Below are 255 nucleotides of genomic sequence, written 5' to 3'. Positions count from 1 at the left end.
GAGATTGCGATTGCTGAGCCAAGTTTAGGGTTTTCTCAAAACCCAAGCAGTATTGAACTGAAGAGTTTGATCATGGCTCAGATTGAACGCTGGCGGCAGGCCTAACACATGCAAGTCGAGCGGATGAGGGGAGCTTGCTCCCTGATTCAGCGGCGGACGGGTGAGTAATGCCTAGGAATCTGCCTGGTAGTGGGGGACAACGTTTCGAAAGGAACGCTAATACCGCATACGTGCTACGGGAGAAAGCAGGGGACC

1 rRNA gene is annotated in these 255 nt (G+C 52.9%); it reads left to right on the top strand.

Annotation, left to right across the window (positions count from 1 at the left end):
* Nucleotides 1-54 precede the first annotated feature (54 nt).
* A 16S ribosomal RNA gene (locus E0D86_RS21300) occupies nt 55-255 on the top strand; the annotation flags it as partial.

The sequence above is a fragment of the Pseudomonas sp. IC_126 genome (genome assembly GCF_004331835.1).
In the GTDB taxonomy this organism is placed as follows: domain Bacteria; phylum Pseudomonadota; class Gammaproteobacteria; order Pseudomonadales; family Pseudomonadaceae; genus Stutzerimonas.
Note: the sequence above shows the minus strand (reverse complement) of the source record. Positions and strands in the feature narration are given on the sequence as shown.